General features: G+C 45.4%; 22 protein-coding genes. 7 read left to right on the top strand and 15 right to left on the bottom strand.

What is annotated here, in order from left to right; translation table 11 throughout:
• The 4 genes from APB76_RS04800 to APB76_RS04785 all read right to left on the bottom strand — a co-directional run bounded on the left by APB76_RS04800 (position 1) and on the right by APB76_RS04785 (position 3,356).
• A complete protein-coding gene (locus tag APB76_RS04800; protein WP_049845409.1) occupies positions 1 to 771 on the bottom strand; it encodes a substrate-binding periplasmic protein in 771 nt (256 codons plus the stop codon).
• A 223-nt stretch (positions 772 to 994) separates the two neighbouring features.
• Positions 995 to 2,581, bottom strand: coding sequence for an AbgT family transporter (locus APB76_RS04795; protein ID WP_049845408.1), 1,587 nt, complete (start codon positions 2,579 to 2,581; stop codon positions 995 to 997).
• A gap of 388 nt (positions 2,582 to 2,969) precedes the next feature.
• A complete protein-coding gene (gene ykgO, locus APB76_RS04790; protein WP_004744821.1) occupies positions 2,970 to 3,095 on the bottom strand; it encodes a type B 50S ribosomal protein L36 in 126 nt (41 codons plus the stop codon).
• A complete protein-coding gene (locus APB76_RS04785; protein WP_049845407.1) occupies positions 3,096 to 3,356 on the bottom strand; it encodes a type B 50S ribosomal protein L31 in 261 nt (86 codons plus the stop codon).
• Between the two features lie 115 nt (positions 3,357 to 3,471).
• Here APB76_RS04785 and tsaA point away from each other — a divergent pair, with 115 nt between their 5' ends.
• Positions 3,472 to 4,167 carry a tRNA (N6-threonylcarbamoyladenosine(37)-N6)-methyltransferase TrmO gene (tsaA, locus tag APB76_RS04780; RefSeq protein ID WP_049845406.1) on the top strand — a complete coding sequence of 232 codons (696 nt, stop codon included), beginning with the start codon at positions 3,472 to 3,474 and terminating at the stop codon, positions 4,165 to 4,167.
• Positions 4,168 to 4,278: 111 nt separating this feature from the next.
• On the top strand, positions 4,279 to 5,994 hold the full coding sequence (locus tag APB76_RS04775; protein ID WP_054961962.1) for a proline--tRNA ligase: 1,716 nt from the start codon (positions 4,279 to 4,281) through the stop codon (positions 5,992 to 5,994).
• Positions 5,995 to 6,294: 300 nt separating this feature from the next.
• Here APB76_RS04775 and APB76_RS04770 read toward each other — a convergent pair whose 3' ends face one another.
• A complete protein-coding gene (locus APB76_RS04770) occupies positions 6,295 to 7,140 on the bottom strand; it encodes a class II glutamine amidotransferase (RefSeq protein ID WP_054961963.1) in 846 nt (281 codons plus the stop codon).
• A gap of 72 nt (positions 7,141 to 7,212) precedes the next feature.
• A complete protein-coding gene (gene lpcA / locus APB76_RS04765) occupies positions 7,213 to 7,791 on the bottom strand; it encodes a D-sedoheptulose 7-phosphate isomerase (protein WP_049842780.1) in 579 nt (192 codons plus the stop codon).
• A gap of 307 nt (positions 7,792 to 8,098) precedes the next feature.
• Between lpcA and fadE the strand changes: the two genes are divergently transcribed.
• Entirely contained in the window at positions 8,099 to 10,552 is a 2,454-nt protein-coding gene (gene fadE, locus APB76_RS04760; protein ID WP_054961964.1) for an acyl-CoA dehydrogenase FadE, read from the top strand.
• 78 nt (positions 10,553 to 10,630) lie between these two features.
• On the opposite strand, the gene APB76_RS04755 is transcribed toward fadE, so the two are convergent.
• Together APB76_RS04755 and dnaQ are read right to left on the bottom strand one after the other, a co-directional pair.
• The gene (locus tag APB76_RS04755; RefSeq protein ID WP_054961965.1) at positions 10,631 to 11,881 is read right to left on the bottom strand and encodes a TIGR03503 family protein; all 1,251 of its coding nucleotides are present in this window, start codon (positions 11,879 to 11,881) and stop codon (positions 10,631 to 10,633) included.
• An 8-nt stretch (positions 11,882 to 11,889) separates the two neighbouring features.
• Positions 11,890 to 12,624 (bottom strand): DNA polymerase III subunit epsilon, encoded by a 735-nt coding sequence (dnaQ, locus tag APB76_RS04750; protein WP_054961966.1) that lies wholly within the window; start codon positions 12,622 to 12,624, stop codon positions 11,890 to 11,892.
• Positions 12,625 to 12,680: 56 nt separating this feature from the next.
• Between dnaQ and rnhA the strand changes: the two genes are divergently transcribed.
• On the top strand, positions 12,681 to 13,145 hold the full coding sequence (gene rnhA, locus APB76_RS04745; RefSeq protein WP_049842784.1) for a ribonuclease HI: 465 nt from the start codon (positions 12,681 to 12,683) through the stop codon (positions 13,143 to 13,145).
• Here rnhA and APB76_RS04740 read toward each other — a convergent pair.
• Positions 13,142 to 13,885 carry a class I SAM-dependent methyltransferase gene (locus APB76_RS04740; RefSeq protein WP_049842932.1) on the bottom strand — a complete coding sequence of 248 codons (744 nt, stop codon included), beginning with the start codon at positions 13,883 to 13,885 and terminating at the stop codon, positions 13,142 to 13,144. The two genes, rnhA and APB76_RS04740, sit on opposite strands and share 4 nt — an antisense overlap.
• A gap of 52 nt (positions 13,886 to 13,937) precedes the next feature.
• On the opposite strand from APB76_RS04740, the gene gloB reads away from it, so the two are divergent.
• The 3 genes from gloB (at position 13,938) to APB76_RS04725 (ending at position 17,012) form a co-directional block, all read left to right on the top strand.
• Positions 13,938 to 14,696, top strand: coding sequence for a hydroxyacylglutathione hydrolase (gloB, locus tag APB76_RS04735; protein ID WP_049842785.1), 759 nt, complete (start codon positions 13,938 to 13,940; stop codon positions 14,694 to 14,696).
• 70 nt (positions 14,697 to 14,766) lie between these two features.
• A complete protein-coding gene (locus APB76_RS04730; RefSeq protein WP_054961967.1) occupies positions 14,767 to 16,329 on the top strand; it encodes a lytic transglycosylase in 1,563 nt (520 codons plus the stop codon).
• Positions 16,326 to 17,012 carry a YIP1 family protein gene (locus APB76_RS04725; protein ID WP_054961968.1) on the top strand — a complete coding sequence of 229 codons (687 nt, stop codon included), beginning with the start codon at positions 16,326 to 16,328 and terminating at the stop codon, positions 17,010 to 17,012. The genes APB76_RS04730 and APB76_RS04725 overlap by 4 nt, the downstream gene beginning before the upstream one ends.
• On the opposite strand, the gene APB76_RS04720 is transcribed toward APB76_RS04725, so the two are convergent.
• The 6 genes from APB76_RS04720 to dnaE all read right to left on the bottom strand — a co-directional run bounded on the left by APB76_RS04720 (position 17,009) and on the right by dnaE (position 24,614).
• On the bottom strand, positions 17,009 to 17,866 hold the full coding sequence (locus APB76_RS04720; protein ID WP_054961969.1) for an endonuclease/exonuclease/phosphatase family protein: 858 nt from the start codon (positions 17,864 to 17,866) through the stop codon (positions 17,009 to 17,011). The genes APB76_RS04725 and APB76_RS04720 overlap by 4 nt on opposite strands.
• Before the next feature lie 53 nt (positions 17,867 to 17,919).
• Positions 17,920 to 18,258 (bottom strand): nitrogen regulatory protein P-II, encoded by a 339-nt coding sequence (glnB, locus tag APB76_RS04715; protein ID WP_004744805.1) that lies wholly within the window; start codon positions 18,256 to 18,258, stop codon positions 17,920 to 17,922.
• Between the two features lie 100 nt (positions 18,259 to 18,358).
• Positions 18,359 to 18,673 (bottom strand): c-type cytochrome, encoded by a 315-nt coding sequence (locus APB76_RS04710; RefSeq protein WP_049842789.1) that lies wholly within the window; start codon positions 18,671 to 18,673, stop codon positions 18,359 to 18,361.
• A gap of 50 nt (positions 18,674 to 18,723) precedes the next feature.
• Complete coding sequence (gene tilS, locus APB76_RS04705; protein WP_054961970.1) at positions 18,724 to 20,043, bottom strand: tRNA lysidine(34) synthetase TilS; 1,320 nt, start codon at positions 20,041 to 20,043, stop codon at positions 18,724 to 18,726.
• 93 nt (positions 20,044 to 20,136) lie between these two features.
• Positions 20,137 to 21,096 (bottom strand): acetyl-CoA carboxylase carboxyl transferase subunit alpha, encoded by a 960-nt coding sequence (gene accA / locus APB76_RS04700; RefSeq protein ID WP_054961971.1) that lies wholly within the window; start codon positions 21,094 to 21,096, stop codon positions 20,137 to 20,139.
• Positions 21,097 to 21,134: 38 nt separating this feature from the next.
• Entirely contained in the window at positions 21,135 to 24,614 is a 3,480-nt protein-coding gene (dnaE, locus tag APB76_RS04695; protein ID WP_054961972.1) for a DNA polymerase III subunit alpha, read from the bottom strand.
• Positions 24,615 to 24,645: the final 31 nt, after the last annotated feature.

The raw sequence follows: 24,645 nt of genomic DNA, 5'->3' as shown, positions 1-24,645 counted from the left end.
TTATTTGTTCTCGGTTTTTAGCCCATCGAAGTAGTTGTCAATAATCATCTCGTAGCGCCCATCATCTTTCATCTCCCTTAACACCTGATCAAATCTATCTCTCAGCCACTGGTGTTGGCGCAGTTTGGAAAAAGCGATATAGCTTGGCGTTGCCTCGATTGGAGGCGAAAGGATCTCTAATACCTCTTCCATTTGTTCGCTGGCAAGAATACTCCGCGCACCAAAATCATTATTGACCCAAACATCAGCACGCCCCGTCCTGACCAAGCGAGCACAATCTTCGGTGCGATTACGCCAAAATACGAGTCTAAAGCGACCGTTAGCCAGTAAGGCGTCCATCTTTTTGCCGTAACTGACTCGATTGACCGCGCAAATAGCGATATCTGACACGTCACGAACTAAAAAATCATAGCTACTGATTTTGCTGTTGGCTTTCACTACTAGACTAATATTCTGGGTAAATAATATCTCATGACTATAATCGGCGAATTTCTCGCGGGTCGGATTTTTAAAAGCGGTAAAGATAGCGTCTGCACGGCCAAATTCAACATTACTCAGTGCTCTTGCCCAAGGTAACACTTCTATGGTGATCGGCACATTGAGCTCATCAAATACTGCTTCAACTAGCTCTACCGCCACGCCTGTTAGCTCCCCTTTTTTACTAACTATATAGGGTGGGTAGTCAAGCGTTACTAGCTGAATAGAGGTTGAACTCAATGCCTGAAAAGAGCACAACCAAACCAATATGGATAAAACCCATTGCTTATTCATACTCGTTAAGCATACTTAGAGGCTAAGATTAGCTTGAGCAAAACTTGATACCAGAGTGCACTGAGTTTGAATCACCATTTCACCTCCAAAGCATACAGCTACAAAGGTAAGTAAAGTTCACCGCTATCACTTGTCAACTTATCAAAGAGCAACGGAAAACCTTAATATACAAAAAAGCCGGAACAATACGCTCCGGCCAAATCATTCAGTAAAATACGTATTATTAAGGCGTATAGTACGTTGCCGCACCTGGACCTACAGGTAGACCCAAGATAAACACCCAAATGTAGAACAGTAAACTCCAACCGATGATGAAGCAGATTGAGTAAGGTAACATGGTTGCGATTAACGTACCGATACCTAGGTTTTTCATGTAACGTGTTGCTACAGCAAGAATAAGACCAAAATAGCTCATCATAGGTGTGATGATGTTTGTTGTAGAGTCACCGATACGGTAGGCCGCCTGAATGGTCTCTGGTGCGTAGCCCACTAGCATTAACATTGGTACAAAGATAGGTGCTGTCACTGCCCACTGCGCAGAAGCAGAACCAATCATTAAGTTAATGAAGCCACACATAAGAATGAAAGCAAAGAACAGCATTGGCCCAGTTAGACCAATCTCTTGCAGGAAGCTTGCACCTGCAACCGCAAAGACTTGACCAAAGTTAGTCCACTTGAAGAATGCAACAAACTGAGCCGCAAAGAATACCAATACGATGTACATGCCCATAGAAGACATCGACTTCGCCATAGCATCGATTACGTCGCGATCCGTCTTCATCGTACCGACAACTTTACCGTAAACAAAGCCCGGTACTGCAAAAAAGACAAAGATAAAGGCAACAATACTCTTCAGGAATGGTGAGCCAGCGATTGTCCCTGAATCAGAACGCAAAATACCGTCGGCTGGAACCACAGTCCATGCAAGTAATGCAGATACAACCAGTACAGCAAGGCCCGCTAGCTTAAGAGCTTTCTTTTCAATGTCTTTTAGTTTACCCATAGAGTCGTTAGACAAATCTTCTGACGCTTCCTCATCATTGTATTTGCCTAATTTCGGCTCAACGATTTTTTCAGTAACAAAAGCACCAGTGATTGCAATGAAGAAAGTCGACACAAACATGAAGTACCAGTTAACTTCTGGTCCTACAGTGTAAGTTGGATCGATCATTTGCGCTGCAGTTTCTGTAATACCAGAAAGCAATGGGTCAACAGTACCGATCAGCAGGTTTGCAGAGTAACCACCAGATACACCCGCAAATGCCGCAGCAAGACCTGCGAGAGGGTGACGACCTAAGGAGTGAAATAGCATCGCTGCTAGCGGGATAAGTACCACATAACCTAGCTCAGATGCAGTATTAGAAATGATACCTGCGAATACAACCGTTACCGTTACCATGCGCTTAGATGCGCCCATGACCATACCACGCATTGCCGCTGACAATAGGCCAGAGTGTTCAGCAATCGCGACACCTAGCATTGCAACTAGTACAGTACCTAATGGTGCGAAGCCAACAAAGTTTTTCACTAAGTTAGTAACGATTAACTCCAAGCCATCAGCATTTAATAAGCTGACAACGTGAATCATGCCGTCTGCTGCACGACCTTTCGCGCCTTCAGGACGTGGGTCAATAACAGAAACTTCAAAGTAACCGGCAATACCAGATAGCACTAAGATTGCTAAACAGAAGATGGCGAAAAGTGTGATGGGATGGGGCAATAGGTTCCCCAAATATTCAACAGCGTCTAAGAAGCGCGTAAATAGTGGCTTCTTCGGTGAATTTTGTTTAATTGAAGCAGATGAACTCATCTGTTCCCTCCTTGTAGTTATTCCTGTGCAAATGTGACAAAAATGTTCAAAATGCCAGCGCAGGGTACTCGACAAAACACTCAGTTAGAAATGCATAATGTTACAAAGTGTGTAATGAATCATATTATTTAACGGGTTTTGCACAAATAATTAGCAAATATCACTAAAACAAAACCAAATGACAGAATTATAATTTATATAAATACATTCATTCTGTTTATTTAATGACCTTTAAGTCGTTGATTGGTATAAGGAGGAAACTCAACCACCAAAGAGAGGCATAAACAACGCTTATCTATAGCCGAGCACTCTGATGGTTTAATAGCAGGGGAAAAGTCTCAAACTGCGATAGTCAAAAATGAGAGCTTTATCCGTTTGAGAATGGAGGCTACTTTTGCACCGCTTTAAATCTTGGATTGGTTTTGCAGATAACGTACAGACGCCCTCTTCTCTTGACGATTTGACAATCAGGATGGCGATTTTTAGCGCTCTTAAGAGATTTTACGACCTTCATTTACTCGCCTCCTTTAGAAAACTGACCAAATCGACGCTTAAAGTTAGCGACACGGCCTTCCTGATGAATGACACGCTGTTTACCTGTGTAGAAAGGGTGGGACTTTGAAGAGACTTCAATCGTAAAGTACGGGTAGGTTTTGCCATCTTTCCACTCAATAGTGCGGTCAGTTTGTAATGTCGAACCGATAAGGAAATACTCATCAATGCTTGTATCATGGAAAACCACCGCTCTGTACTCAGGATGAATGTTGGGTTGCATAATTACCTCAATTTAAAATGTTATGTTATAACATTTTAAATAATAATCATTATCAACAAGATTTGCTACTCTTTTTTGTGATACTTTTCTACTTCACCAATTTGAGAGAAAAGAGATGTATTCCGTAGAGCCAATCGGTTTTATTGAAAGCCCATATAAAGAGAAGTTCGCCGTTCCTCGGCAACCGAGCTTAGTACCCGCTGCTCGCTCGCGAGTAAAGCTAGTTGGAGAGGCGAATAGTCCCGAAGCGGTGCGCGGGTTGGAGCAATTCTCCCATGCTTGGTTATTGTTTCTGTTTGACCAGAATTTAGCGGCGGGATGGAAGCCTACTGTCAGACCACCTCGACTGGGTGGCAATCAGCGTGTAGGTGTATTTGCTTCTCGTTCGACATTTAGACCCAATGGGATTGGAATGTCAGCGGTTGAAATAAAAGGAATCACAAAGCAAGGCGATCAGATCTATCTCGATCTTGGCAATGTCGATTTGGTCGATGGTACCCCCATCATCGACATCAAGCCGTATATCCCTTATTCAGACTCTATTCCTCAAGCGCTGGCAAGCTACGCTGAAACGGAACCAGAAGAGTCTCAAGTTCTGTTCTCGTCAATAGCCACAGAGCAGTTAGAAACCCGCGGATATCTTGACTATCAAAAGACAGTGATTGAGCAGGTTTTAGCACAAGACCCTCGTCCTGCGTACAAAAAGAACAAGCCAGACAGCAAAGAATATGCGGTAAATTTGTTCGATCTAAATGTGAAGTTCACCGTTAACGATAACTTAATAACGGTTACTGCGATTGAAGGCTTTTGACAATGGCATTTGGCTGATATTATAAGCGGCTAACAATTTTCCCCTCGTGGGACTTCCATACTCCTGTCCATTCTGGCTTGAGTATCTAACTTTAATAAACGGATAAGTTAAATGCGTACCAGTAATTATCTTCTTTCTACTCTGAAGGAGACTCCAAACGACGCAGAAGTAGTGAGCCACCAGCTCATGCTACGTGCAGGTATGATCCGTAAGCTGGCTTCAGGTCTCTACACCTGGCTACCTACTGGTCTACGTGTACTGCGTAAAGTCGAAAACATCGTTCGTCAAGAGATCGACAATGCAGGCGCAGTCGAAACATTGATGCCCGTTGTTCAGCCGTTTGAACTATGGGAAGAGACAGGCCGCAGCGAGAAGATGGGTCCTGAGCTACTTCGCTTTACTGACCGTCACACTCGTCCGTTTGTTCTTAGCCCTACCGCTGAAGAAGTAATCACTAGCCTAGTGCGCAACGAAGTGAGTTCGTACAAACAGCTTCCGCTAAACCTGTACCAAATCCAAACTAAGTTCCGCGATGAGCGTCGCCCACGTTTTGGCGTAATGCGTGCACGTGAATTCTGCATGATGGATGCATACAGCTTTGATATCGATAAAGAAGGTCTACAGAAGTCTTACGATGCAATGCACGATGCTTACTGTAAAGCCTTCGACCGCATGGGACTTGAGTATCGCCCTGTACTGGCTGACTCAGGTGCGATAGGTGGTAGCGGTTCTCAAGAGTTCCACGTACTCGCGGAAAGCGGTGAAGACCTAATCGCCTTCTCTACTGAGTCTGATTACGCAGCGAACATCGAAAAAGCCGAAGCACTCGCTCTGGCTGACGAAGCTGCAGCTCCAACTCAAGAGATGACGCTAGTTGACACGCCAAACGCGAAAACAATTGCTGAACTTGTTGAACAGTTTGAGTTACCAGTTGAAAAGACGGTTAAGACTCTATTTGTTAAAGCGTCTGATGACGTTGACGCTGACCTAATTGCGCTAATCATCCGTGGCGACCACGAACTGAACGAAGTGAAAGCGGAAAACCTTCCTCAGGTTGCAACTCCTCTAGAGATGGCAACAGAAGAAGAGATTCGCGCTCTAATCGGTGCAGGTCCAGGCTCACTAGGCCCAGTTGGCCTTAAACTGCCATTCATCGTTGACCGCACTGTTGCTGTAATGAGTGACTTTGGCGCAGGCGCTAACGTAGATGACAAGCACTACTTCGGTATCAACTGGGGTCGTGATGTTGAGCTTGGCCAAGTTGAAGACTTACGTAATGTGGTTGAAGGCGATCCAAGCCCTTGTGGTAAAGGTACCATCGCCCTGAAACGTGGTATCGAAGTAGGCCATATCTTCCAACTAGGTAACGTTTACTCTCAAGCAATGAACTGTGGCGTTCTTGGTCCAGACGGTAAAAACGTTATCCTAGAGATGGGCTGTTACGGTATCGGTGTTTCTCGTGTTGTGGCGTCAGCAATTGAACAGAACCACGATAAGTACGGTATCATCTGGCCAGACGCACTTGCACCTTTCCAAGTAGCTATTGTACCAATGAACATGCACAAGTCAGAAGAAGTGAAACAAGCGGCTGAGAAGCTGTACGCTGAACTGACGGCAATGGGCATTGAAGTCTTATTCGATGACCGTAAAGAGCGCCCAGGCGTAATGTTCTCTGATATGGAGCTAATTGGTGTTCCTCATACTATCGTGATTGGCGACCGTTCAATGAAAGAAGGCAACTTCGAGTACAAGAACCGCAGATCTGGTGAGAAAACCGCTGTCGCGATGGCTGATATCGTTGAGCATGTTAAAGATCAGCTAGCGTAAGCTAGCTCCTAGAAATACAGAAGGCCGATGGAGACATCGGCCTTTTATTGCGAGCGAGAAGCGAGAAGCGAGAAGCGAGAAGCGAGAAGCGAGAAGCGAGAAGCGAGAAAACTTTGGAAGGTTGACGTTAAGGCGTCACCTTTTTTCTTTATTTTAGACGTAAGTCCCTCATAAAAACTCTGTATCAGATACCTACTCAGCAGCTATAACGTTCGCCTCTCGAAGGACGGAGTCCGTTCTCGGAGCGAAGCATTCTACATTCTCGCGGGCGTAGCCCGATCTCAGAGCGGAGCGATTCTATTACTCCAACGGCTCAGTTGGCGCCTGACTTTTAACCTTCTTTGGTGCAAAAGCCACATTGCCCAGCTCGTCAGCATTGCCATCAATCAATTCACCAAAGTGGAAAATACCAAACTCACCCGGTTTCATCCGGTGCCAAGTTTCGTTGTCAGTCAGTGGCTGGGTTGCTATGACCGAAACGACATCATTGGGTGTTGTCTCTTCTTGAAAGTTGATTTCTACATCTTCGTCAATCAGCGACGCTTTACCAAACGGTGCGCGACGAGTAATCCAATACAAATGATTGGTACAGTAAGTCATGACATACTCACCATCAGACAGCAACAAGTTAAATACCCCTTTTTCACGTAACTTATCGCAGCAGTGGGCAATAAATCGGAACACGCCCACCATGTCTTGAGGCGGCTGCGGGTACTTGTCTTCCATTTGTTTTAGTAGCCAACAGAACGAAAGCTCACTGTCGGTTTGACCAACAGGGCGATGACGTCCAGTCGCGAAGTCTTGGTAATCACTTAATTGACCATTGTGCGCAAAGGTCCAGTAACGGCCCCAAAGCTCACGAGTAAACGGATGCGTATTTTCAAGGTTTACCGCACCACGATTAGCCTGACGAATATGACTGATCACCGCACAGCTTTTGATCGGATAATTCTGTACAAGCTCTGCGATCTTTGAATCGCAGCTTGGATTTGGATCTTTAAAGTTACGAAAGCCCTTGCCCTCGTAGAAGGTAATTCCCCAACCGTCACGGTGCGGACCTGTATTTCCGCCACGTTGCATTAGCCCAGTAAAGCTAAAACAGATATCGGTTGGTACATTGGCGCTCATTCCGAGCAATTCACACATGGTTTAAAAAGCTCCCTGTTAAAACAACCGTACCCGCCTAAAATACGGATACGGTTTAAACCATTCGGAAAATTACTTTTCCATTTCTTTTTCGATCAATTGGATCACTATGTGGATAATCTTAATATGGATCTCTTGAATTCGATCTGCATAGCCAAAGTGTGGAACACGAATTTCGATATCCGCTAGGCCCGCCATTTTCCCGCCATCTTTGCCTGTAAGTGCAATGGTCTTCATCCCTTTCGCTTTAGCAGCATCGATCGCTTTCAGAATATTGCCTGAGTTGCCAGAAGTCGATAAACCAAATAGTACATCACCCTTAGCTCCCACCGCTTCCACATAACGAGAGAACACATACTCATAACCAAAATCATTACTGACGCAAGACAAATGGCTTGGATCAGAAATAGCAATACCTGGTAAGCCAGGACGATTTTCACGGTAACGACCTGTCAGCTCTTCCGCAAAATGCATCGCATCACAGTGTGAACCACCATTACCACAAGAAAGTACTTTACCACCTTGCTTAAATGAATCCGCCAGCATTTTTGCCGCGGCTTCGATCTGAGCAATGTTGGTCTCATCACTTAAAAACTTATTCAGAACATCAGCAGCTTCGGTCAGTTCGTTTTTAATCAGGTCCTGGTACATAGGTTTATCTCTAATTTTTGTAATAAAGGGCTCTGCGTAAAAGCAGAAAACGTTATCTACAGAGTTTACTCAAACAATTCTCACTGTCGATAGCTGACTGATAACAATTCCCGCTTTGGTGCAAATCTTGGTTCACAAAATCCGCATAGCCCATCATTTTTAGACTTTTCACTCTACTTGGATCACTTTTTAAGCAATTACCCGTTTTACATTTTGTTAATATTTTGATTACACTTAACTGGTTAGACCTCTTACGTGTTATCGGCATAAAACAGAACACATTTCGCCGTAATAAAGGAACATACATATGGACATCTTGCTCTCTATACTTGGCTTTACTGCAGTACTTGCGACCTGCTTATATCATCGCAGCTCACTGTCACTGTCAATCGCTGCTCTTACTGCCACCATGGTTGTACTCTCTATTTTAGGGACTGCAGGCTCACTTAGTTGGATTCTATTTATTGCCGCAATAACAATCCTCGCAGTCCCATCTATCAGACAATCACTGATCAGCAAAAAAGCGCTTGAGCTGTTTAAAAAAGTGCTTCCTGCAATGTCTCAGACTGAGAAAGAAGCACTCGATGCGGGTACGGTTTGGTGGGAAGCTGAGCTGTTTAAAGGTAAACCTGACTGGAAAAAACTGCACAGCATCCAGACACCGCAACTCAGTGCTGAAGAACAAGCCTTCTTAGACGGCCCGGTTAACGAAGTTTGCGCTATGGTGAATGACTATAAAGTCACACACGAATTAGCCGACCTACCACCTGAAGTTTGGCAATTCCTAAAAGACAACAAGTTCTTTGCCATGATCATTAAGAAAAAATATGGTGGCCTTGAGTTCTCCGCTTACGCTCAATCATTAGTGCTGCAAAAGCTAACCGGTGTTTCAAGCGTGCTTTCTTCTACCGTTGGTGTTCCCAACTCATTAGGGCCAGGCGAGCTTCTGCAACACTATGGTACTACAGAGCAAAAAGATCATTACTTGCCTCGTCTTGCCGAAGGCAAAGAAATTCCATGCTTTGCTTTAACTAGCCCAGAAGCTGGATCTGATGCTGGTTCAATTCCAGATTTTGGCGTGGTGTGTAAAGGTCAATGGGAAGGTAAAGAGGTGCTGGGTATGCGCCTAACGTGGAACAAGCGTTACATTACTCTTGCTCCTGTTGCCACTGTACTTGGCTTAGCATTTAAACTGCGCGATCCAGAAGGCTTGCTTGGTGACAAGCCAGATCTTGGCATCACTTGCGCGCTCGTTCCCACCCACCTGAAAGGTGTCGAGATAGGTAATCGCCACTTCCCACTCAATGTGCCCTTCCAAAATGGCCCGACTCGTGGTGAAGATTTATTTGTTCCGCTCGACTTTATCATTGGCGGCCCAAAAATGGCAGGACAAGGCTGGCGTATGCTGGTTGAGTGCCTGTCTGTTGGCCGTGGTATCACGCTACCTTCAAACTCGACTGGTGGAATTAAAACCGCAGCGCTGGCAACTGGCGCTTACGCTCGAATCCGTCGCCAATTCAAACAACCAATTGGTCATATGGAAGGGGTTGAAGAGCCATTAGCACGATTAGGTGGTAACGCTTATGTTATGGATGCTGCCAGCACTCTAACCGTGGCAGGTATCGACTTGGGAGAAAAGCCTTCAGTCATCTCTGCGATCGTGAAATACCACTGTACCCACAGAATGCAACACAGCGTTATTGATGCCATGGATATCCTCGGTGGTAAAGGGATCTGTATGGGGCCATCGAACTTCCTTGCGCGTGGGTATCAAGGTGCACCCATAGCGGTTACGGTAGAAGGAGCAAATATTCTGACTCGTTCTATGATTATCTACGGCCAAGGGGCAATTCGTTGTCATCCTTTTGTTTTAGAAGAAATGAACGCGGCCTACTCTGAAGCATCTGACGCCCTAGACAAGTTTGACTCAGCATTGGCAGGACACGTGAGCTTTGCTATGAGTAACCTAGTTCGTAGTTTCTGGCTTGGTCTAACCGATGGCCGCTTCTCAGATGCACCAGTCAAAGACTCAACTACTCGCTACTACCAGCAACTAAACCGCTACAGTGCAAATATTGCACTCCTATCAGACATTTCAATGGCTGTTTTAGGTGGTTCCCTGAAACGCAAGGAACGTCTGTCTGCACGTCTAGGTGATATTTTGAGCCAACTATATCTAGGTTCAGCTACCTTAAAGCGTTACGAAAGTGATGGACGTCATACAGAGGATCTACCACTAGTACATTGGGGGTTGCAAGATAGTCTCAAGCAGACTGAGCTTGCCGTAGACGAGTTCTTAGCCAACTTCCCGAACAAGTGGTTGGGCAAAGCATTACGCCTATTAATCTTACCATTTGGTCGCGTACGTCAAACGCCAAGCGATAAGCTCGATAGCCAAGTTGCTCAGATCTTACAGACACCGAGTGAAACTCGCTCTCGAATTGGCCGTAACCAGTACTTTGCGGCAAGTGAATTCAATGCCGTTGGTCGTATCGAACAAGCGCTTGAAATCATCCTTCAAGCTGAGCCCGTGTTCGACAAAATCTGTAAAGAGACAGATAAGCGCCGCCCATTCCTACGTTTGGATGAAGTCGCTGCTATTGGTTTAGAAAAAGGTATTATTGATGCCAACGAAGCGACGTTACTGCGTGAAGCTGAAGTGCAGCGCTTGTATGTAATCAACGTCGATGACTTTAGTCCGGAAGAACTGGCAGCAAAGCCGCAACCGCAGCTTTGTTCAAAAATGGATGAAGTCGCGTAAAGATAACTGCTATGACGAAGGGCTGCTCTGCAGCCCTTTTTAGTCTCAGAATTTTATAATGTGCATCAAATAACGCCATTACTTCTTCGGCATTTCCAACTGCATCTCAGGAATTGCTTGTTTGCTAGCTTTCAGTTTACGCATAACAAACCATACCACTAAACCAAGAAGAATCATCACTACATTACCCACGCCGATAATAATCATGGTACGCGTGCGTTTTTCTTCTCGCATCTGAATTAATTGCAGTTCTTCTAAACGTTTTTGCTGTATGAGGCGTTCCTCTTCCTGTAGTCGGCGAGTCTCCGCCATATCCACTTCAGCAACGACGCTATACGAATGCTCTGTCATCTGGAAAATTAGTGGTCGTTCAGAGCCCATTTCAGTTGCAAATGCTTCTCCTGTCCACGTATAAAGGCCAATGGTTTCGCTGTAAGGAATCTCTAACTCAAGCTTGTTGCTCTCTGCCTCTGCCGAACCTTGTACCGATATTAACTGTCCTTCAGGCGAAGTATGTTCAATGCGCCCTGCAATTGAACCAGGCAAAATCATTCCCTGCTCACCTGCGATAATTATTTTATTTGGACTCATAGCGTCACGAGACTGAATAAAAGTCGTCTGTAATGGTGTCGGGTAGACAAGCACCTCTTGCTCTTGTGCCCGTAAAAACACCCCATTACCAGAGGTAACTCTTACTCGATATTTACCTGGTGCACTGGTAATTGGCAAAGAAACAGTAAAAATGCCGTCACCCGCCACCTCATCCAAATTTTGTCCATCATCGGCAAACTCGCCGATAACTTCTGGAACAGGCTTGGCTTCTTTAATAAGTTCATCTTCATTTTCGATGTACTTGGTAAACGTCACCTTCAGCTTAACGCGATCTAGAAAATCACGTAGTACCAGCGGTTGATCATTTGATGTCAGACGTGCATTAAACTTAATCGATTCACCTTGATAAAGCCGGCTTGGCATCTTGTCAGTAGAAAGCTCAAGATGAGATATCATTTTAATTTTATTTTTCGGTGTGACTTTACCAATCGCCTGCCAAGGTCCAGGCATGGGATTATCAATAGAAACAATGTCCATTGACGACTCTTGATACCAACGCACATTGTCCGGGCTGCGCCATGCGTAATACTTTTTACCATCAGGTCTGACAAGAACCACAGGCTGAGACCTTTTCGCTCGGTAAATCACGAAAGTAATTTTTTTGATCGAGGGGTCGACGCGAAAACGGTTGTCTAATAGAGACATAGAGGACTCTTCAGCGCTATAACCTAACGCGCTAAACAAAATAGCGACAATGGCAATCCAAATCCTCAACATCCTTTCTCCTATTGACGCCAGAGACAGCTTCCGCTTTTCTCGACGATATCTAATCTACTTTGGTGGGCTTCTATTTCATCGGCGCTTGCACGCAAAACCTTTAGCACTTTTCGTCCGCTGGAGGCACGTTTTATGGCTTCCCCCCCCTCACTTGAGCTTCCCGCATTGAATTGCAATGAGGTTTGCCCACCTGTCATCAACAGGTAGACGTCGGCAAGAATCTCCGCATCGAGCAATGCTCCGTGTAGCGTACGATGCGAGTTATCGATACCATACCGGTCACAGAGGACATCAAGATTGTTTCGCTTGCCCGGGAAGATTTTCTTCGCCATAGCCAGCGTATCGGTCACCTTACAGTAGTCAACGGTTTTGCCGATCTGTGAATTGAGCATACCAAATTCATGATCCATAAAGCCGACATCGAAGGACGCGTTGTGAGCAACCAGCTCTGCCCCTTTAATGAACTCTAAAAACTCATTGTGAACGTATTGGTATTCTGGCTTATCCACCAAAAACTCATCGGTAATACCGTGAACTTCAACCGCATCAGGCTGAATTTCTCGATCGGGCTTAATGTAAACGTGAAAGTGTCGACCTGTCAGTTTACGGTTGATAATTTCCACCGCACCGATCTCGATAATGCGATGCCCTTGGTAATGTGGTCCACCTTCACGGTTCATACCTGTGGTTTCGGTATCGAGTACCACGATACGGTGTTGATTCGAATTGTTGCTAGTATTCATAACAAAATATGTGTCAGACTATGCCAATAATGTGCTTAACCCAATAGTATCAAATCATGACGAAACAGGTGGAAATTTTCACTGATGGTTCTTGCCTAGGTAACCCTGGTCCGGGTGGCTATGGTGTTGTACTACGCTATAAACAAACCGAAAAGACTTTAGCCAAAGGTTATACGCTAACCACCAACAACCGTATGGAGATGCTAGCGACCATAGTCGCACTGCAAACACTAAAAGAACCCTGTGATGTCATCTTAACCACAGATAGCCAATACGTTCGCCAAGGCATTACTCAATGGATTCATAACTGGAAAAAACGTGGTTGGAAAACCGCAGATAAAAAGCCAGTTAAAAATGCTGACCTTTGGCAAGCACTCGATAAAGAAACTCAACGCCACACCATCGACTGGCGCTGGGTAAAAGGCCATGCAGGTCATCGCGAAAATGAGATGTGTGACGAATTAGCACGCGCCGCCGCAGAGAACCCTAGCGAAGAAGACAGTGGATATATTCCAAACTAATCTTGGTGACTTTGCTTATTCGAAATCTTGTAATTGACGCCTAATGGCGTCAATTTTCGCTTTAACTTCCAATGAGGCTTAATAGGTTTAAGTGGGTAGGTTCGCTTACGGGCAACAATAAAATACAAACTTCCCATAGGTGACGCCCAGTCACCTATACTGTTTTCTAGCCATGTCCACATCGTGCGGTACTTTTGCATCGGAAACAGCGCATAACTGTCACACTCAATCACTTGATAATTCATAAGCCCCAACCAATCCTTCACTCGGTTAGGAGTAAACATTCTGCCACTCCAGGGAAGAGCATTTTTACGCCACGGCATCAAGCTTGCCAACCCAGTGAGGCTAATTGGATTAAAACCCGTAATGATCAAATAACCATCGTCAATGACCACCCTATCGACTTCACGTAACATTCGGTGCGGATCGTTACAGTAATCAAGTTGATGAACCATCAAGACCGCATCAAAACTTTTCTCTAAAAACGGCAAATCGTAGCCATCTGCAATTACATTATGTAATGGGTTCTGGATATCTAGATTAACTTGATGTTGAATATTACAGTTGAAACTGGTTAACTCGCAGCTCAACCCACCCAGTTTTAGTAAATGATAACCGAATAGCTTAGGGCACCATTCGTCGACGCGGGTTTGAATAGACTCACTGACCCACTGACCATTTTTTAACTGAGACCATGAATGAGGCTTTTCAAGCTTTTTACTGCTACGTGCTGGCTTCATAGTTAACTGCTTCACCCAAGCGTCTGTTGACCAATATACTGGAGACACAACCATGTTGAATATCAAAAGCATACCTGCATTTAATGATAATTACATCTGGCTGATTGAAAATAGCGATCGCCGTTGTGCTGTTGTTGACCCAGGTGACTGTGCGCCTGTTTTAGCTTATCTAAAACAGCATAAATTGAGTTTAGAAGCGATTTTGATTACCCACCATCACAATGACCATATTGGTGGTATCCCTGAGCTAGTGAGACAATTTCCTGATGTCGATGTTGTCGGCCCTGCTAATGAACCCGTGCCGACTTTGACGCACGCAGTGGAGGCGGGCGATCAAATCGAGTTATTTGACGAGATGTTTTTTGTACTCGGTTTAGAAGGCCATACGCGAGGTCATATTGGTTATGTGGGTGACGGCAAGCTTTTCTGCGGTGATGTACTCTTCTCTGCTGGCTGCGGACGAGTATTTGAAGGCACAATGGAGCAGATGCATACCTCACTGTCCAAGCTTGCCGCATTGCCTGAAGAAACTGAGGTTTACTGCGCACACGAATACACCGCGAGTAATGTTGCGTTTGCCCTTGCTGTCGAACCCGATAATGAGTTACTTCAGCAATACCGTGATGAGGTCAATCGCCTACGAGCACAGAACAAACCCACGCTACCAACAACGATACGTCGCGAAAAATGGATCAACCCTTTCTTACGTACAGACCAACAATCTGTCATCCGAAGTGTGGCAAATCGCACAGTTGAAAGCGATTCACTCGCGATTTTTAGCGCATTACGTGAGTGGAAGAACGAATTTTAACGAATTGCTGCTTGTCACCTACTAATTGGGACAAGTATTATCAGCAGCCAAGTAAAAAAAGGGCTGTGCAATGCGATTAAAACACAGCTGGGTATTAGCACTATTATTATCAGGTTGTCAGCTTACCCAGCCGACTGATTCCGGAGAAGCCGTCTCTCCAGAAACAAACAATCCAACAATCAAGCAAACTGAGCATAGCGCTCAATCAGCGAAACCCATAGTCAAAACCGAGCCAGTGGTGACTCCACAGACACAGCAAGATGTCTGGCAGCGTATCGCTATGCAATTAGAGATGCCTATCCCTGACCACAAACTCGTTGACTACTATCGTACGTGGTACCTAAAACACCCCAATCACCTAAAAACTGTTTCACAACGTGCCGAACCATTCTTGTATCTTATTACCGAGAAAATAGAGCAGCGTAACATGCCTTTAGAGTTGGCTCTTTTACCTGTGGTTGAAAGCTCTTTTGATGCATTTGCCTACTCACATGGCAGTGCGGCAGGGCTATGGCAATTTGTTCCTGGCACGGGCAAGCAACAAGGCCTTAAGCAAAACTTTTGGTATGATGGTCGCCGTGACGTCGCCGCTTCAACCGACGCCGCCCTAGATTACCTTACCTATCTCAATAAGCGTTTTGATGGTGAGTGGACTCACGCCATCGCTGCCTATAATAGTGGTGGTGGTCGAGTATCCAGTGCAATCCGTAAAAATACTAAACTTGGTAAACCTACTGACTTCTTCTCGCTAGACTTACCAAAAGAAACCAGTAGCTATGTACCTAAGCTTCTTGCGCTTGCGGATGTAGTGGCTAATCAGGAAAAGTATGGGATCAATATTCCGACGATTACCAACAAGCCCGTGGTTGAGCTGGTCGATCCGAAAGAGCAACTTGATTTAGCCATTGCAGCTAACTATGCCGGTATTAGTGTTAAACAGCTTCAGAGCTTGAACCCCGCCTACAATCAGTGGGCCACGGCTCCAGATGGCCCGCATCAACTGCTGTTACCAACAAGTAGCATAGCTCAGTTTAATAACGCGATTAATGAAAACCGTGGTAAGGGTATGAAGGTCGTTCGTTACAAGGTGAAATCGGGCGATAGTTTGAGTGTGTTGGCGCAAAAGTACAATACCACAGCAAAAGTGATTCGCAGCGCTAATAACCTAAGCGGTAACAATATTCGTGTTGGCCAACACCTTATGATCCCGACGTCAACGCGTGATGATAAAGCTTATGCTCTAAGCGCATCCAACCGTTTAGCCAACACTCAAGCCAAATCTCGAGGCAAATACAAGCTCACCCATACAGTTCGCTCGGGCGACAACTTATGGTCTATCGCTCGTGCCAACAAAGTCTCTCATCAATCACTGGCAAAGTGGAACGGCATGGGTCCAAGAGACACCTTGAGAGTTGGCCAAAAACTAGTGATTTGGAAGAACAACTCAGATGGCGCTATCATCCGTACTGTTTTCTACAACGTGCGTAGTGGTGACACAATCAGTGGTATTGCGAGCAAGTTTAAAGTGAAATCAAACGACATTGTTAAATGGAATGATCTCAACAGACAGAAATACCTTAAGCCAGGTCAAAAGCTTAAGCTGTATGTTGACGTAACTAAGGTAAGTGTATGAACCCGTCAAGTAACCCGTTAGTTATGCTAGTCGATATTTTCCGTTCGCCTAGCGCATGTTTCTTAGCACTATATCAACGTGGAGCTTGGGGTTGGCAACCTTATATATTCTTGGTTCTGTCCCCTTTCTTATTCTGGGGTGCTTACTTTGACATGGTCAACTTCGAGTGGCTAAAACAAGGGCTGACAGCCCAACTCGCAGAAACCAGTCCACAGCAAATTGAATTGCTCGAAGCCAATACCTTAATGGCGAGTGAAATCATTAGCGATATTGTTGGCAGAACACTGACGATTTTAATGCTCGCATTTTGGTTCAATCTCGCAACTAAACCTAGCCAACATCAGCATGGGTTCTGGAAGTGGTTTGCCGCCAGTGCAGTAATTACCTTCCCGGCGATTATTGGCGATCTGGCAAGCTATGTAAGCGTGCTGTTGAAACACGGACAGGTAATGGTTTACGCTGCTGATTTAAATAGCCTGAACGGATTGCTCAAGCTACCACTGACAAATGAGTGGTCTCAGTTTGCCAGTTCATTCCCGCTATTACTGCCTTGGTACATTGCTTTGGGGTATGCTGCGGTAGGTACATGGACTGAATTTGAACGCGGCCAAGCTCTGGTTATTGCCGCACTACCTTGGCTTGCCTACTACCTAATTTGGGCGCTCTACATCTTAATATTCTAACCATCTGTAGCTAAGTGAAAGCTCACCAAAATTGGATTATGATCAGAGGCGTCAGAGATTGGCGCCTCAGCTTTTTCTAGCACTAAGCCACGATAAAAAACATGGTCTAAGGGTAAACCGGTAACAAACTGAGTACGATGATCTGGCTGGTATGACACTTCCTGCAAGCCTAATGATGCCAGTGCTTTCAACATCACGCTAAACCGCTCTTCACTCCAACTATTAAAATCTCCAGCAACAATAATTGGCCCTTGATGCTTAGCTAGCTCGTCAGTCAAGGTTCGTAACTGGCGATAGTATTCAGCAGTGCCGTAGGTAAAGTTGATCGCATGAATATTGACCACCGCTAAGCGCTCTCCAGAAGACAAAGGATAGCGCGCATAGAGTGCGGATTTAGGTAAGCGTAGCCAGGGCTCTAACTCGGTGTAGGCACAGGCTTTACTTGGTGTCGTCAATGATAAATTTAATACTCCCGCAGAGGTGTCAAACGCTTTAAAAGCGTCCACCTGGCTACCAAACCACCCTTGTTCGCCAATCCACTTTGTTAGTTCAGCTGTCATGCTCGATTCCTGCAGCAGCACCAACTGTTTCCCCTCCGACAACTCGGCTAAGCGTTCCTGCCAGTTGGGCTTATTCTGCTTATAGATATTCCACACTAAAAGCTCCAACCTACCGCCATTATCCACCACAGATGCCTTTTCATTGTGGTAACAGTGTAAAGAGCCGTGTACTTGATTAGCTGAAATTGAGGTCAATTGCACTTGTTGGGAATAGCTAAAGGCGGTCTGATAACCAATGATTACGGTCAGAGATAAAACGAGAGCGGTAAGAACTAAGTAAACAATTTTCTTCATTGGCGAGCCTAAACAAAAAAGAGCCTCACGGCTCTTCTCAAAAATACACTGGATTAGATAGCGTCTTCATCTTCTTCACCCGTACGAATACGGACAATACGCTCGACATCAGTAATAAAGATTTTACCATCACCAATTTTGCCTGTTTGTGCGGTTTCGATAATGGTATCAACACACTGATCGGCCACATCATCCGTGACTACAATTTCAAGCTTTACCTTAGGTAAGAAATCAACCATATACTCTGCGCCACGGTACAGCTCAGTATGACCTTTTTGACGGCCAAAGCCTTTAACCTCAGACACTGTCATACCTGTAATGCCAACTTCAGCAAGTGCTTCACGCACGTCGTCTAACTTAAATGGCTTGATAATAGCTTCAATCTTTTTCATGTTCTTCCCTTAAACTATTGTAATTGTCTCTATTATCCCATGTTCGCTAACTAATAAAAAGCCCGAGCACAATGGCTCGGGCTCTTCAATCATAGGTAAACTATTTCAAGCTTGCGTAGTATGCGGCTAGATTCGCCACATCGGCATCACTTAGCATTGCGGCTTGCGCCTGCATTACTGCTGCGAGACCACCGTTGCGCTCTTTTTTCTTATAGGCATTAATAGAACTCACTAGATATTGCTCATTTTGACCTTTTAGGTTGGGGTAACCAGGGATCACAGCTATACCATCAGCACCATGACAAGCCGCACATATTGCAGCTTTAGCCTGACCTGCAGCAACATCACCCGCAGCCAATACATTGCCACTCAGTAGTCCCATCCCTAATACCAATCCAATCGCGACTTTTTTCATTGCTCTTCCTTATAATTCCGTAATATTTGTACGTTTTTATGTATACAATTTTACATAAACCGTTTTCGCTTGTCCCAGATCAGTTCACAATCCTGACCTATAAACTGACGATCAATAAATAAATCACCGACCGCAGCTACTCGCTCTCCACACATCAATATTGGTGTTCTACGTCTTAACCAACTCGGGACACCATATTCTTGGAATAATTTTTTCAGTTTACGACTATGACCGCGCTCAGTTGGGTGAGCACTCAGGCCTTCAGGATTAAAAGTGATACGAAGTTTGCTTTGGCCCAATGCTTTTTGAGACAAGGAGCCATGAGTTGAGCTGACAATGGCGATAGTACCTAAGGAGTCAGGCAGTAAACAGTGGCTATCAATTTGGAGCTCTTGCTGCCACAGTGTGAGTGGCTGCCAATCTTGAACAATATAAAGACCACGCAAATAGCGACGAATTTGAGCTTGAGGTAATTGGAGTTGCGGATTGGCATCGTGCTGTGCCAGTGCAACCTCCCGCCAAATCAGAGCCAGTTGCTCTCGGCTTGGCATACGAAGTTGCCCTTGCTCTAACCACATACGAATAATTCTGCTGCGGATAGACGGTGTTAACGGTTCTAACTTTTCGATACTCAGACTTTCGTCGCTCTGCAAGCACTGCTGATATTTATCGATTAATAGTTCATCAAGAAGGTACTCTTGCTCAGAACAAAGTTCGGCTGCACGTTGAATAGACTGCCTGATATGCGGCCATCGTTCGACTAATGCAGGCGTAACCGAGTGACGAATATAGTTGCGCTCAAAGCGTTGATCCTGATTGCTCTCGTCCTCAACCCAGTCGATTTGTTTTTCCCCTGCATACTGCTCAATCTCTTTACGAGGAACCGTCAATAGTGGACGCAGCAACTTTGCGCAGCCAAACTCCATCACTTGCGCCATAGATGAAAGTCCTTTAGGGCCACTTCCACGTTTAAGTGCTAGGAAAAATGTTTCAAGTTGGTCATCAGCATGCTGCCCTGTTAGTAGCAGATCACCGGGCTTAAGGTATTTTTTTAATGCCCCGTATCGAGCGTCACGGGCACTCTCTTCAAGGCTTCGAGCTTCTGTTACAACACTCACTCGCTCTAACACAAATTCAACACTAAGTTGCTGACACCACTTTTGACACTGCTGCGCCCAATGGTCAGCATTAGGGCTTAAGCCATGATGAACATGGACAGCAAAACACACAATATTTCTCTTCTGACAGTACTGCGCCATTAACTCCAACATTACCCGAGAATCAAGTCCGCCACTGAGCCCTAGTATTATTTGGTTTCCGGTTTTGTAGTGTTGTTCTAGTGTATTGTCGAAAATAGATTCTAGGTTCATAACTATCAGCAATTGGAGTGGTTAGTGGTAGTTTATCATTGGCAATAAAAAAGGCTGAACCTAAGTTCAGCCTTCTGTCTCAAATCACATAGATTAACAGTAGCCGTAGCTCATTAGACGCTGGTAACGACGCTCAAGAAGCGTGTCGTTGTCGAAAGCTTCCAGCTCCTCAAGCTGACGAACTAGGGTCGCTTTCATGTTTTGCGCCATTTGCAGATGGTCACGATGTGCACCACCGAGAGGTTCTTCGATAATTTCATCGATAAGTTCTAGCTCTTTAAGACGCGGAGCAATCAAACCCATCGCTTCTGCAGCTTGCGGTGCTTTATCAGAATCTCGCCAAAGGATAGATGCACAACCTTCTGGAGAAATAACCGAGTAAGTTGAGTACTGAAGCATATTCACATAGTCACCCACACCAATCGCTAATGCGCCGCCAGAGCCGCCTTCACCTACAACGTTACAGATAACAGGCACTTTCAGACCCGACATCACTTTTAGGTTAGTAGCGATAGCTTCAGATTGGCCGCGCTCTTCTGCACCAACACCAGGGTAAGCGCCTGCGGTGTCGATGAAAGTGATGATAGGCATATTAAAGCGTTCAGCGGTTTGCATTAAACGCAAAGCTTTACGGTAACCTTCCGGCTTCGGCATACCAAAGTTACGCTTCACTTTTTCTTTTGTCTCACGACCTTTCTGATGACCAATGATCATTACAGGGCGACCGTTTAACCGTGCCATACCACCAACGATAGCTTTATCGTCAGCGTAATGGCGATCGCCAGCAAGCTCATCAAACTCTGTAAATGCGTGTTCAATATAGTCTAGCGTGTAAGGACGCTGTGGGTGACGAGCAAGTTGGGCAGTTTCCCAAGCACCAAGATCGCTGAAGGTCTTCTTCTTAAGCTCTAGACTCTTCTTCTCTAGTTGTTCGATCTCTTTTTCAAGATCAACACCAGACTCTCCACCATGACGAGATACATCACGAAGTGCTTCAATTTTTGCTTCTAGCTCTGCGATTGGTTTTTCAAATTCTAAAAAATTCAGGCTCATCTATAGATCCTTTATGATTCGGTGGCGTTGTACCGAACTTAGTTAAATTCGAGTTCTACCTGGCCTTTCCCAAGTAGTTGTTTTAAATCATCTAATAATGCGTCGCTTGGCGTCACTCGCCATTCTGTACCTAACGTTAAACGCGCCCGGGCATCAGAGCGTTGGTAGTATACATGGACAGGAACGCTACCCGCCCGATGAGGCTCTAGTATTTGACTAAAACGCTCAAAAAATCGGTCATTGATTTGCGATTGATCGATGGAAACTGATAATCCCCGTGCATATTTTTCACGAGCAGTCCCGAGATCCATAACCTCGCGCGCGGACATTTTAAGACCACCATTGAAATCATCAAAGCTGACCTGTCCAGAAACAACCAAAATTTTATCTTTTTCTAACAATTCTGCATATCGATCTAACGCATCGGAGAACAACATCACCTCCATACGTCCACTGCGATCATCGAGTGTCATAATACCAATACGCGTACCACGCTTGGTAGTCATCACACGAGCCGCAATCACAAGACCAGCAATGGTAACACTTTGATCACGTCTGGTTGGCGTTGCGTCTTTTAGTCGACAACTGGTGTACTTACCAAGTTCCTTTATGTAGGCATTTATTGGGTGCCCGGTCAAATAAAGACCTAAAGTATCACGCTCACCTTCAAGCCAAACTTTTTCTGGCCATGGCTCAACTTTGGTGTACTTATTCTCAACTTCTTCAGGAGCCTCGGTCAACACGCCAAACAAATCCGTTTGGCCAAAGGCTTCGGCTTGGTGATGTTGGCTAGCAGCTTTTACCGCATCATTTAACGATGCCATCATCGCCGCTCGGTGCGGACCAAGGCGATCCAACGCGCCTGCGTAAATGAGTTTCTCAATGACTCGCTTATTAACCTTCTTCAGGTCGATACGAGCACAGAAGTCGAATAGGTCTTTAAAATGGCCGTCTTTGTTGCGCGCTTCGAGAATAGCATCGATTGGGCCTTCACCCACTCCTTTGATAGCACCGATGCCGTAAACAATCGCACCATCTTCATCGACATTAAAACGATACAAACCTGCGTTGATATCTGGCGGCAGCACTTTGAGTTTCATACGGAAACACTCATCGACCAGACCAACGACTTTCTCGGTGTTATCCATATCGGCCGTCATTACCGCCGCCATAAATTCGGCCGGGTAATGCGTTTTAAGCCACAGCGTTTGGTACGAAACCAGCGCGTAGGCGGCTGAGTGCGATTTGTTAAAGCCGTAGCCGGCAAACTTCTCCACCAAATCGAAGATCTTCATCGCCAACTCGCCATCAACACCATTGGCGATCGCACCCTCTTCAAAGGTAGCGCGCTGCTTAGCCATCTCTTCAGGTTTTTTCTTACCCATAGCACGGCGAAGCATATCTGCGCCGCCAAGCGTATAGCCAGAGAGCACCTGAGCGATCTGCATTACCTGCTCCTGATAGAGGATAATGCCGTAGGTTGGCTCTAGAATCTCTTTCAGAGACTCGTGCTGCCACTGCTCATCTGGGTAAGAAACCGCTTCGCGTCCATGTTTACGGTCGATGAAGTTATCTACCATGCCCGATTGCAGCGGACCGGGACGGAACAGCGCTACCAGAGCGATAATATCTTCGAAACAGTCTGGTTGAAGGCGTTTAATCAGCTCTTTCATACCGCGAGATTCGAGCTGGAATACCGCAGTGGTTTCTGAATTTTGCAGCAGATTGAAAGAAGCTTGGTCTACGAGTGGAATCGACTCAATCGCGACCAGTGGTTTGCCTTCTTTCTCTAGACGAGGGTTAATCAAGCCCAGCGCCCAATCGATGATGGTTAATGTTCTCAGGCCTAAGAAGTCAAACTTAACCAGACCCGCAGTTTCAACGTCGTTTTTATCGAACTGAGTGACGGGGAAGTGACCTTCCGCATCAGCATAAATCGGCGCAAAGTCAGTAATTGTAGTTGGCGATATTACAACACCACCAGCATGCTTACCTGCGTTACGTGTACACCCTTCTAAGATGCGACACATATCGATCAGCTCTTTAATTTCTTCGTCGTTTTCGTACAGCTCAGGCAGTGCAGGTTCTGCTTTGAATGCTTTTTCTAGCGTCATACCCGGATCTGGCGGAACCAGTTTCGAGATGCGATCAACAAAACCGAAGCCATGACCAAGTACACGGCCTACGTCACGAATTACCGCCTTCGCTGCCATAGTACCGAAAGTGATGATCTGCGATACCGCATCACGGCCATACATTTCAGCAACGTGGTCGATAACTTGGTCGCGCTTATCCATGCAGAAATCGACATCAAAATCGGGCATGGATACACGTTCGGGGTTAAGAAAACGTTCAAACAGCAGATCGTATTCAAGTGGATCAAGGTCGGTGATCTTAAGCGCATAAGCCACCAATGAACCTGCACCAGAACCACGCCCCGGGCCTACTGGGATCTCGTTGTCTTTTGACCACTGGATAAACTCCATTACGATCAAGAAGTAGCCAGGGAATCCCATATTGTTGATGACTTCCAGCTCGATTTTAAGACGTTCATCGTACTCTGGGCGACGCTCTGCTCGTTCTTTAGGATCAGGAAACAGAAACTCTAGACGTTCTTCTAAACCTTCTTCTGACTTTTTCACCAGAAACTCAGTCTCTTCCATACCTTCGGTTGGAAACGCAGGCAAGAAATACTCACCAAGGCGAACTGTAACGTTACAGCGCTTAGCAATTTCAACGCTATTTTCCAGCGCTTCTGGGATGTCAGAGAACAACTCACACATCTCTTCTTCACTACGTAGATATTGCTGAGGACTATAGTTTTTTGGTCGACGGGGATCTTCTAACGTGTAACCATCGTGAATCGCGACACGAATTTCATGGGCATCAAACAAGGTTTCATCAAGAATAACCACATCATTGGTGGCGACAACAGGGAGATCATATTGATCTGCAAGTTCTAAAGCAAAGTGCAGGTACGTTTCTTCATCAGCGCGCCCAGTTCGAACTAATTCAAGGTAAAAACGATCAGGAAAATGAGTCTGATAAAACTCGACACACTGCTCGACAATCTTCTGATTGCCTTTAAGCAATGCTTTACCTACCTCACCACTTTTAGCACCAGAAAGAACGATCACGCCTTCTGAAAGCTCTGCTAGCCATTCTTTATCGATAACGGGTTGATGCTGAACATGCCCGCGCAGATACGCTTTGGAGATTAATAAAGTAAGATTTTTGTAACCGACATTATCTGCGGCTAACACTGTCACCTTGGTTAGCTCATCACCAAACTCAGGTGACTGCATAACAAAATCAGCACCAATAATTGGCTTTACACCACAACCATGAGCGGTGCCATAAAACTTAACCAATCCACATAAGTTGCTAAAGTCAGTGAGCGCTACGGCAGGCATCCCCATTTCAGCGACCTTCTTTATCAAGGGTGGCACTTTAGAGAGGCCATCAACCATAGAGAAGTCACTATGAACTCGAAGGTGGATAAACTTAGGGTCTGACATGAATAGGGTCCGAAGCGGTTACAAATGATAG

Origin of the sequence: Vibrio bivalvicida (assembly GCF_001399455.2) — a bacterium.
GTDB classification, from domain to species: domain Bacteria; phylum Pseudomonadota; class Gammaproteobacteria; order Enterobacterales; family Vibrionaceae; genus Vibrio; species Vibrio bivalvicida.
The sequence above is the reverse complement of the archived record's forward strand: the minus strand, read 5'-3'. Positions and strand labels throughout refer to the sequence as shown.

Excerpts from the sequence above, each read along its gene's own strand:
- APB76_RS04800 (WP_049845409.1), bottom strand. The coding sequence starts at position 771 with ATGAATAAGCAATGGGTTTTATCCATATTGGTTTGGTTGTGCTCTTTT.
- APB76_RS04795 (WP_049845408.1), bottom strand. The coding sequence starts at position 2,581 with ATGAGTTCATCTGCTTCAATTAAACAAAATTCACCGAAGAAGCCACTA.
- ykgO (WP_004744821.1), bottom strand. The coding sequence starts at position 3,095 with ATGAAGGTCGTAAAATCTCTTAAGAGCGCTAAAAATCGCCATCCTGAT.
- APB76_RS04785 (WP_049845407.1), bottom strand. The coding sequence starts at position 3,356 with ATGCAACCCAACATTCATCCTGAGTACAGAGCGGTGGTTTTCCATGAT.
- tsaA (WP_049845406.1), top strand. The coding sequence starts at position 3,472 with ATGTATTCCGTAGAGCCAATCGGTTTTATTGAAAGCCCATATAAAGAG.
- APB76_RS04775 (WP_054961962.1), top strand. The coding sequence starts at position 4,279 with ATGCGTACCAGTAATTATCTTCTTTCTACTCTGAAGGAGACTCCAAAC.
- APB76_RS04770 (WP_054961963.1), bottom strand. The coding sequence starts at position 7,140 with ATGTGTGAATTGCTCGGAATGAGCGCCAATGTACCAACCGATATCTGT.
- lpcA (WP_049842780.1), bottom strand. The coding sequence starts at position 7,791 with ATGTACCAGGACCTGATTAAAAACGAACTGACCGAAGCTGCTGATGTT.
- fadE (WP_054961964.1), top strand. The coding sequence starts at position 8,099 with ATGGACATCTTGCTCTCTATACTTGGCTTTACTGCAGTACTTGCGACC.
- APB76_RS04755 (WP_054961965.1), bottom strand. The coding sequence starts at position 11,881 with ATGTTGAGGATTTGGATTGCCATTGTCGCTATTTTGTTTAGCGCGTTA.
- dnaQ (WP_054961966.1), bottom strand. The coding sequence starts at position 12,624 with ATGAATACTAGCAACAATTCGAATCAACACCGTATCGTGGTACTCGAT.
- rnhA (WP_049842784.1), top strand. The coding sequence starts at position 12,681 with ATGACGAAACAGGTGGAAATTTTCACTGATGGTTCTTGCCTAGGTAAC.
- APB76_RS04740 (WP_049842932.1), bottom strand. The coding sequence starts at position 13,885 with ATGAAGCCAGCACGTAGCAGTAAAAAGCTTGAAAAGCCTCATTCATGG.
- gloB (WP_049842785.1), top strand. The coding sequence starts at position 13,938 with ATGTTGAATATCAAAAGCATACCTGCATTTAATGATAATTACATCTGG.
- APB76_RS04730 (WP_054961967.1), top strand. The coding sequence starts at position 14,767 with ATGCGATTAAAACACAGCTGGGTATTAGCACTATTATTATCAGGTTGT.
- APB76_RS04725 (WP_054961968.1), top strand. The coding sequence starts at position 16,326 with ATGAACCCGTCAAGTAACCCGTTAGTTATGCTAGTCGATATTTTCCGT.
- APB76_RS04720 (WP_054961969.1), bottom strand. The coding sequence starts at position 17,866 with ATGAAGAAAATTGTTTACTTAGTTCTTACCGCTCTCGTTTTATCTCTG.
- glnB (WP_004744805.1), bottom strand. The coding sequence starts at position 18,258 with ATGAAAAAGATTGAAGCTATTATCAAGCCATTTAAGTTAGACGACGTG.
- APB76_RS04710 (WP_049842789.1), bottom strand. The coding sequence starts at position 18,673 with ATGAAAAAAGTCGCGATTGGATTGGTATTAGGGATGGGACTACTGAGT.
- tilS (WP_054961970.1), bottom strand. The coding sequence starts at position 20,043 with ATGAACCTAGAATCTATTTTCGACAATACACTAGAACAACACTACAAA.
- accA (WP_054961971.1), bottom strand. The coding sequence starts at position 21,096 with ATGAGCCTGAATTTTTTAGAATTTGAAAAACCAATCGCAGAGCTAGAA.
- dnaE (WP_054961972.1), bottom strand. The coding sequence starts at position 24,614 with ATGTCAGACCCTAAGTTTATCCACCTTCGAGTTCATAGTGACTTCTCT.